Genomic DNA, 6,319 nt, shown 5'->3' on the forward strand with positions numbered 1-6,319 from the left:
ACGGGGTGGTCAGTCGGCGGCAGGCACTGGGCCGCGGGATCACCGACGGGCAGGTCGAGGCGAATATCGCCGCCAAGCGCTGGGTCCGCGTCTTCCCCGGCGTCTTCGCCACGTTCAGCGGACCACTGCCGCGAGAGGCGCAGCTGTGGGCCGTGCTGCTGCGGGCTGGCCCGGGGGCGATGCTCAGCCATGACACCGCGGCGGAGTTGGTCGGGCTGCTGGAGCGCCCGAGCCCGACCATTCACGTCACCGTGTCGTACCACCGCACCCCAACTCCGGTCCCGGGCGTCCGCTTCCACCGCGCGACCCGCGCCGACCTCATCCGCCACCCCGTGAGAACACCGCCCCAGACCCGGACCGAGGAAACGGTCATCGATCTCACCCAGTGCTCCCGCACCCTCGACGACGCCATTGGCTGGTTAGCAAGGGCGGTTGGCGCGCGCGTGACGACGGCGAGCCGACTGGAATCGGCCCTCCACGCCAGGCCCCGGGTCCGGTGGCGCAAAGCCCTGACCGGCGCGCTTCATGACGTCGCCGAGGGTTGCCATTCCGTCCTCGAGCTCGCCTACCTACGCGACGTCGAACGAGCCCACGGCCTACCCAGGGGCGAACGCCAGGCAATCCGGTCGCGTCCCGGCGGTCCCTGGTACGACGACGTTTTCTACCGCGACTACGGCGTCCGAGTCGAGCTCGACGGTTTGATCGCCCACCCACCCCACGCCCGCGCCCGAGACCAGTGGAACGACAACTCCGCCGTCCTCGCCGGCCACCACCCCCTGCGCTACCGCTTCGCCGCCGTCCACGACCACCCCTGCGACCTAGCCGCCGAAATCGCCACCCTCCTCCAAACCACCGGCTGGCCCAATTCTCCCCACCCCTGCCGCCACCCAGCCTGTACTATAAATCAATCATGACTGTTAATGTCAAATTCTCGATGGCGGAATGATTGAAGCCACCGCCGCCCTGGACCCGTGGAGTCGAGCAAGCGACCGGAAACGACTGGAAGCCAGACGCGAGCGTACGACTGCACAGTTGCGGCGACGCAATATCGGTCTTCACCGACGCTGTTCCTCGCTGCTGAGAGTCGCGGACGAGGTCAAGACCGGCGGCGGCGTCCTCTTACTTCTCACCATCAGCCCCCGAATTGCCGCCGCTATTTACTAAACCTCGAACTCGACCAGTTCTTTCCCGTCTGCGAGCCGCGCCTACCTCATCCTCCAACGGTCGGTCACCTGTCCCAGTCTGCAGGCCGACATTATGCCGTCTCATCGTCACAATTAGCCATAGAGGCTCGTACTCGACCAGCCACCTCGGCTGTGAACCATGAATCAATTTCTATCGACGTTGTTAGATGGGTAAGTATTGTGCACCCGGCGGATCGGGCGTCCTTGTCGGGGGAGGTGGTAAGCGATAGGGCCTCGTTGGCTAGGTCTGCAGGAGATGCAAGATCTTCATCGTCGCCTTGCAAAGAAAGAATGTTGCACAGCTGTATCGCGAGAGAGGTTCCCTGGCTGTAATCTCCGAGCCGGAGAAGTGTCACGGCGCGGATTTCATCCATTCGGACCGATCTCCAGCGCAGGTCCTGCTCGTCAAAAAATTCTTGGTCGACTGAGGATGCAAGCTTCAATGCTTCGGTCAGACGTGAGTCTTTAAAGAATGCTTCGGCGAGGTGCATTAGCGCCCAGTTTCTCTGAGCATTCGCTGCGGTCGCTTGTTCAAGTGCGGAAATGGCCTCCTCGAGGTACGATGGATCTTGTTGTGCGAGCATCGCAAGTGCGACAGCCTTGGCCTCTACATCTGCCCCAGTCGGCGCGGTCGTTCGGCGGACCACCTCTAGCAGGGCTAGCTTTCGATGCTCGCTGAAGAACTCTCCCGAGGCTGCATTGATAATATCTCGGGATGTCTCATCGACCTCGCTGCATTCCATGGTTAACGCCTCGCGCTCTGTCTTCCCACTGTCTTGCCGTTTCTAGGAGGCGGTCCTTGATTTCGGGTATATAGTCATTTGCTGCGACACGTTTCCGGAGCTCGGATGCAGCTGCTTGCAGCCCTGCTCCGTGCTGGCCGGTCTCGGTCGCACCCGCTTGGGTACGGAAGAGGTTCCGCACCTCCCGCGCCTCCTCCTGGGCAAACCTTTCAGGCGACATCCATTTGCCATATGGTGCGAGTCCTAGCGGGTCCAGCCAGCTCAGAGGGTTGTCTACGTAAGCCTGTGGGTTCGGCCCAGGCTGAAGGCCTAGTGGGTCCTGGGAGTCGTAACGTCCCGTTTCGGGGTCGTAGTGGCGGTGGTAGTTGTAGTTGAGGCCTGACTCGGGGTCGTGGTACTGGCCGGGGAAGCGTAGCGGGCAGGTGGGCTCGCCGGGGGTGGGTGGGGGGGTGACGCCCCAGAGGGTGGTGCGGGGGTGCCAGGCGAGGGTGCCGTCGGGGGCGAGCAGCTCGGTGGGGGTGCCGACGAGGTCGGTGACGATGGCGTGGAAGCGGGCGTCGAACCAGGCCTGGTCGGTGCTGTCCAGGCCGTCAGCACTGTCAGCACCGCCCGAGCCGTCCGAGCCGCCAGAGCCATGAGAGGTGGCGGAGGCAGGAGAGCCGGCTGAGCCTTCGGAAATGCCGGGGCGCGCTGGGTCCTGTGTACGGCGGCGTTCGGTCTGGGTGAGGGGCCGGAACGTGCCTGGCTCCCAGTCCCAGGTGGTCACCGACGGCTCGGGGCCGGCGAGACCGTTCAGATCGGCGGTGGCCAGTTCCGATGTTGCGCCGACATCGCCGACTCCGGCGGTGTGGTGCTGTTCGGCGAGGACGGTGCCGTCCCAGGTGAAGTCGGTTCGCTCGGCGGTCGTTCCGTCCGTGGCCAGGCGGTGTTTGGCGACTCGGCGGCCGAAGGGGTCGTAGCGGTAGTGCCAGACGGTGCCGTCGGGGGTGGTGACGGTGGTCAGGCGGTCGTCGGCGTCCCAGGTGTAGCGCCAGGTGCGGGGCTTGCCGGACAGGCGCTTGCGCTGGCGGAGGGTGACACGGCCCTGCGCGTCGTGCTCGTAGCGGACCGCACCGGCGCGGCGGATCAGGGTGCCGGCGTACTCGCGCCTACCGCGCTCGTCCTCCTCACCATCGCCAACCCCAACCCCGGTCCGGTCTCCGGCCCCAACTCCAGCTCCGGTCCCGCCTTCAGTTCCAGCCCCAACACCGGTTCCAGCCTCATCGCCGGTGCCTGGCTGGGCGGCCGGCGGTGAACCGGCGATCGGCCAGGTGGCGTTGGTGACGTTGCCGGCGGCGTCGTAGGCGTAGCGCTCCCGCCACGGGGAGCCGGTGACGGCGACGACGCGGCGCATCGGATCCAGGTCGAAACGACGCAGGCCGCTGGCGAGGTCGTCGATCTCGGTGACGTAGCCGTCGGGGCTGTAGCTGAAGTCCCGTCGTTGCAGCAGTCGGGTCGCCGTCGCGCCGGCCGGGCGGGCGAGGCTCGCGGATACCGTCCCCAGCGACTCCAATGGGCCGGCGGTGACGGTTTGAGACAGCAGCTGGTGGTTGGCGTCCCAGGTCTGTGTGAGCGCGACGGCCGCGCCCGAACCGCCCGGTGCCGAGCCGTCCGGTCTCGAACCACCCAGTCTCGGTCCCGAACTGCCGGTGCCCGAACCGCCCAGCGTCGAACCGCCCAGCCACGGACTGCCCAGCCCAGGACCGGCGACGCCGCCCGGCGTCAGGAGTCGCTCGATTTCGCGGCCGGCGGCGTCGTGGGTGAAGCGCAGGGTGTGGCCGGCGGTGCGCAGCGCGAGGGGACGGCCCGCGGCGTCGTATTCCCAGTCGCTCACCGCCCCGGACGGGGTGGTCCGGCGGATCCGCCGGCCCAGCGCGTCGTACTCCGAAACGACGCGACGGCCGGCGATCGTCTCCGCGACGACCCTTCCGGCCGCGTCGCGCTCGAACGTCACCTCGGCCTCGCCGCCGCTGGCGCCTCCGCCTCCGCCGCCGCCGGCTCCGGCTCCGGCTCCGGCGCCCTCGCCGCCGCCGGGACCGGGGCCGGTGGCCCGCACGACCTGCCCGGTGGCGTCGTAGGCGAACGTCGTCACGCCGTTTGGGCCGCGCTTCTCGACGACGTTGCCGAGTGCGTCCCGGGTGAACGTGACAATCTCGCCGGCGCCGTTGGTCCGCGTGACGAGCTGGCCGGCGGCGTCGTAGGCGTAGCGCAGGACGCGGCCGTTGAAGTCGGTCTCGGTGACGAGCTGGCCGGCGGCGTCGTACTCGTAACGCCACACCAAGCCCTGCGGGTTGGTGACGGCGGTCAGCCGCAGCTCCGTGTCGTAGCCGAAGGCCAGCCGGGCGCCGTCGGGGCCGGTGCGGGCGGCGGGCAGGTCGAAATGGGTGACCTCGGTGGCGGTGGCGAGGCCCGCCGCGTCGACGTGCTCGACGAGGTTGCCCTCGGCGTCGTAGCGGTAGGTGTCGGTGGCGCCGTCCGGCAGTGTGCGGGCGGCGAGCCGGCCTTCCGGTGTCCACGCGAAGCGGGTGACCCCGCCGATCGGGTCGGTCATCGCGACGATCCGGCCGAGGGTGTCGCGCTTGTAGGAGGTGGCCGCGCCGAGCGGGTCGATCACGGCGATGGGTAGGCCGGCGGCGTCGGTCTCGACCTCGGTGACCTGCCCGAGTGCGTCGGTGACGGCCATCAGCCGGCCGCGGTCGTCGTAGAGGAAACGGGTGCGGGCGCCGAGTGGGTCGACGACGGCGAGCAGGTTGCCGCGGGCGTCGTACTCGCGCTCGACGTGAGCACCGTCGGCGTCGACGGTCGTCACCGGGCGACGCTGCTCGTTCCACGTCGTGGTGACGACTGTTTCGTCGGGGCGCACGACCTCGGTTAGGTTTCCCGCCTCGTCGTAGCGGTAGCGCACCGTCCGGCCCAGTGGGTCGGTCTCGGCGGTCCGGTTGTCGGACGCGTCCCAGGCGAACGTCGTCACCCGGCCGAGCGGGTCGACCTGGCGCAGCGGGCGCAGCCTCTGGGTGAAGTGGTGCTCGGTGACGTGCCCGAGCGAGTTCGTCTCCCGGGTGACCCGGCGCGTCTCGTCGTACTCGATCGTGCCGTCGAGGAAACCGTCGGAGCCCTCGGTGCGTATCACCCGGCCGGACGCGTCGTAGGTGTAGCGGTATTCGGTGCCGTTGCGGTCGGCCCAGCGGATGATCTGGCCGTCGGCGTCGTAGTCGAACCGCAGCGCCTCGCCGGAGGAGTTGTGGATGTGGGTGAGCCGGCCCGCGGCGTCATAGCGGTAGCGGACCAGCTCGCGGGCTGGCTCGTCGCCGGCGGGGGCGGTGCGCACGGCGGTGACCAGGTGGTCGCGGGTCTCGATGTCGAGCTGGTAGCCGCCGGAGTGGGATACCTGCGCCAGGTCGCCGTCGAGGTCGTAGCCGAACTCGACCGTGTTCCCGCCCCGGTCGACGACCGCCGCCAGCGGCAGCGCGACGCCACGCTGCCCGGCAGCGGGGATCGCGAACCGCAACACCTGCCCAGCGGCCGCGTCGAGAATGCTGTAGCACCCGGTCTCGTCGAGGACTAGCTCCACCCGCGGGCCCGCGGCCGCCAGCACSGCCGGGCCGCCGGGCTCCGGGTGYGGGAAGGCCAGCAGCACACCGTCCGGGGCGGTGTAGCAGACGCCCTGCTCGTCGACCTCGAGACGCAGGTCGAGCGTCGAGCTCCACCCGGGGCCGAACCAGCGGCCGCAGGTGTAGCCGGACTGGTAGGTGCGCCGCAACGCCCAGGGCAGCACGCCGGGCAGCTCGACGTCGGTCTGGGTSAGGAYCATCTGCCCGCTGGCCATGTCGATCGGATCCCGACCGACCAGCCGGCACCACGCCGACCTCGCGAACGTGTCGGCCCTGCCCAGCAGCGGGCCACGGGCCGCCCCAGCCCGCCCGATGCCGAACGGAACCGCTGAGGTGACGGTGCGCCCCACCCGGGTGAGCGCCCCACCCGCGCGGCCGAGCGTGCCGCTGACGAGGCGGGATCCACGCCCGCCGACGCGAACAGCGGTACTGGCCCCCCGAAGACCCTTCAGCGCCGGCCCGAGCGCCTTGCCRCCCGGGATCACACCSACAGCGTTRAGCAGCACGGCCCCGAAAGAGGCCCTGCCTTGTCGCCACTTGACGACGCTGTCACCSAGRACGACSAGGCCSGCGCCGAGCGCGACCRCCCCGAGGATCGCCGCCGCCGCACCCCCGGTGAAGACGACCGCGGCGAGGATCCCGGCCACGAGCGCCACCGTCGCGCAGAAATCGACGAACTTGTTCCACGACGTGAACGGCGCCTTCGCGAAGTCCCACGCCTTCTTCCACCACGGCCGGTTCT

Annotated in this window: 3 protein-coding genes; 1 reads left to right on the forward strand and 2 read right to left on the reverse strand. The window is 69.2% G+C overall.

The features are described from left to right. Nucleotides 1-5: 5 nt before the first annotated feature. Nucleotides 6-914, forward strand: coding sequence for a hypothetical protein (locus tag BCD48_RS13335; RefSeq protein ID WP_071048680.1), 909 nt, complete (start codon nt 6-8; stop codon nt 912-914). Nucleotides 915-1,255: 341 nt separating this feature from the next. On the opposite strand, the gene BCD48_RS50625 is transcribed toward BCD48_RS13335, so the two are convergent. After that, on the reverse strand, nt 1,256-1,927 hold the full coding sequence (locus BCD48_RS50625; protein ID WP_131803965.1) for a YyaL domain-containing protein: 672 nt from the start codon (nt 1,925-1,927) through the stop codon (nt 1,256-1,258). Continuing rightward, the coding region (locus tag BCD48_RS13340) for a DUF6531 domain-containing protein (RefSeq protein ID WP_071048681.1) at nt 1,905-6,319 on the reverse strand (4,415 nt) is incomplete at its 5' end. The genes BCD48_RS50625 and BCD48_RS13340, both read right to left, overlap by 23 nt.

Source organism: Pseudofrankia coriaricola (genome assembly GCF_001854805.1).
Classification (GTDB): domain Bacteria; phylum Actinomycetota; class Actinomycetes; order Frankiales; family Frankiaceae; genus Pseudofrankia.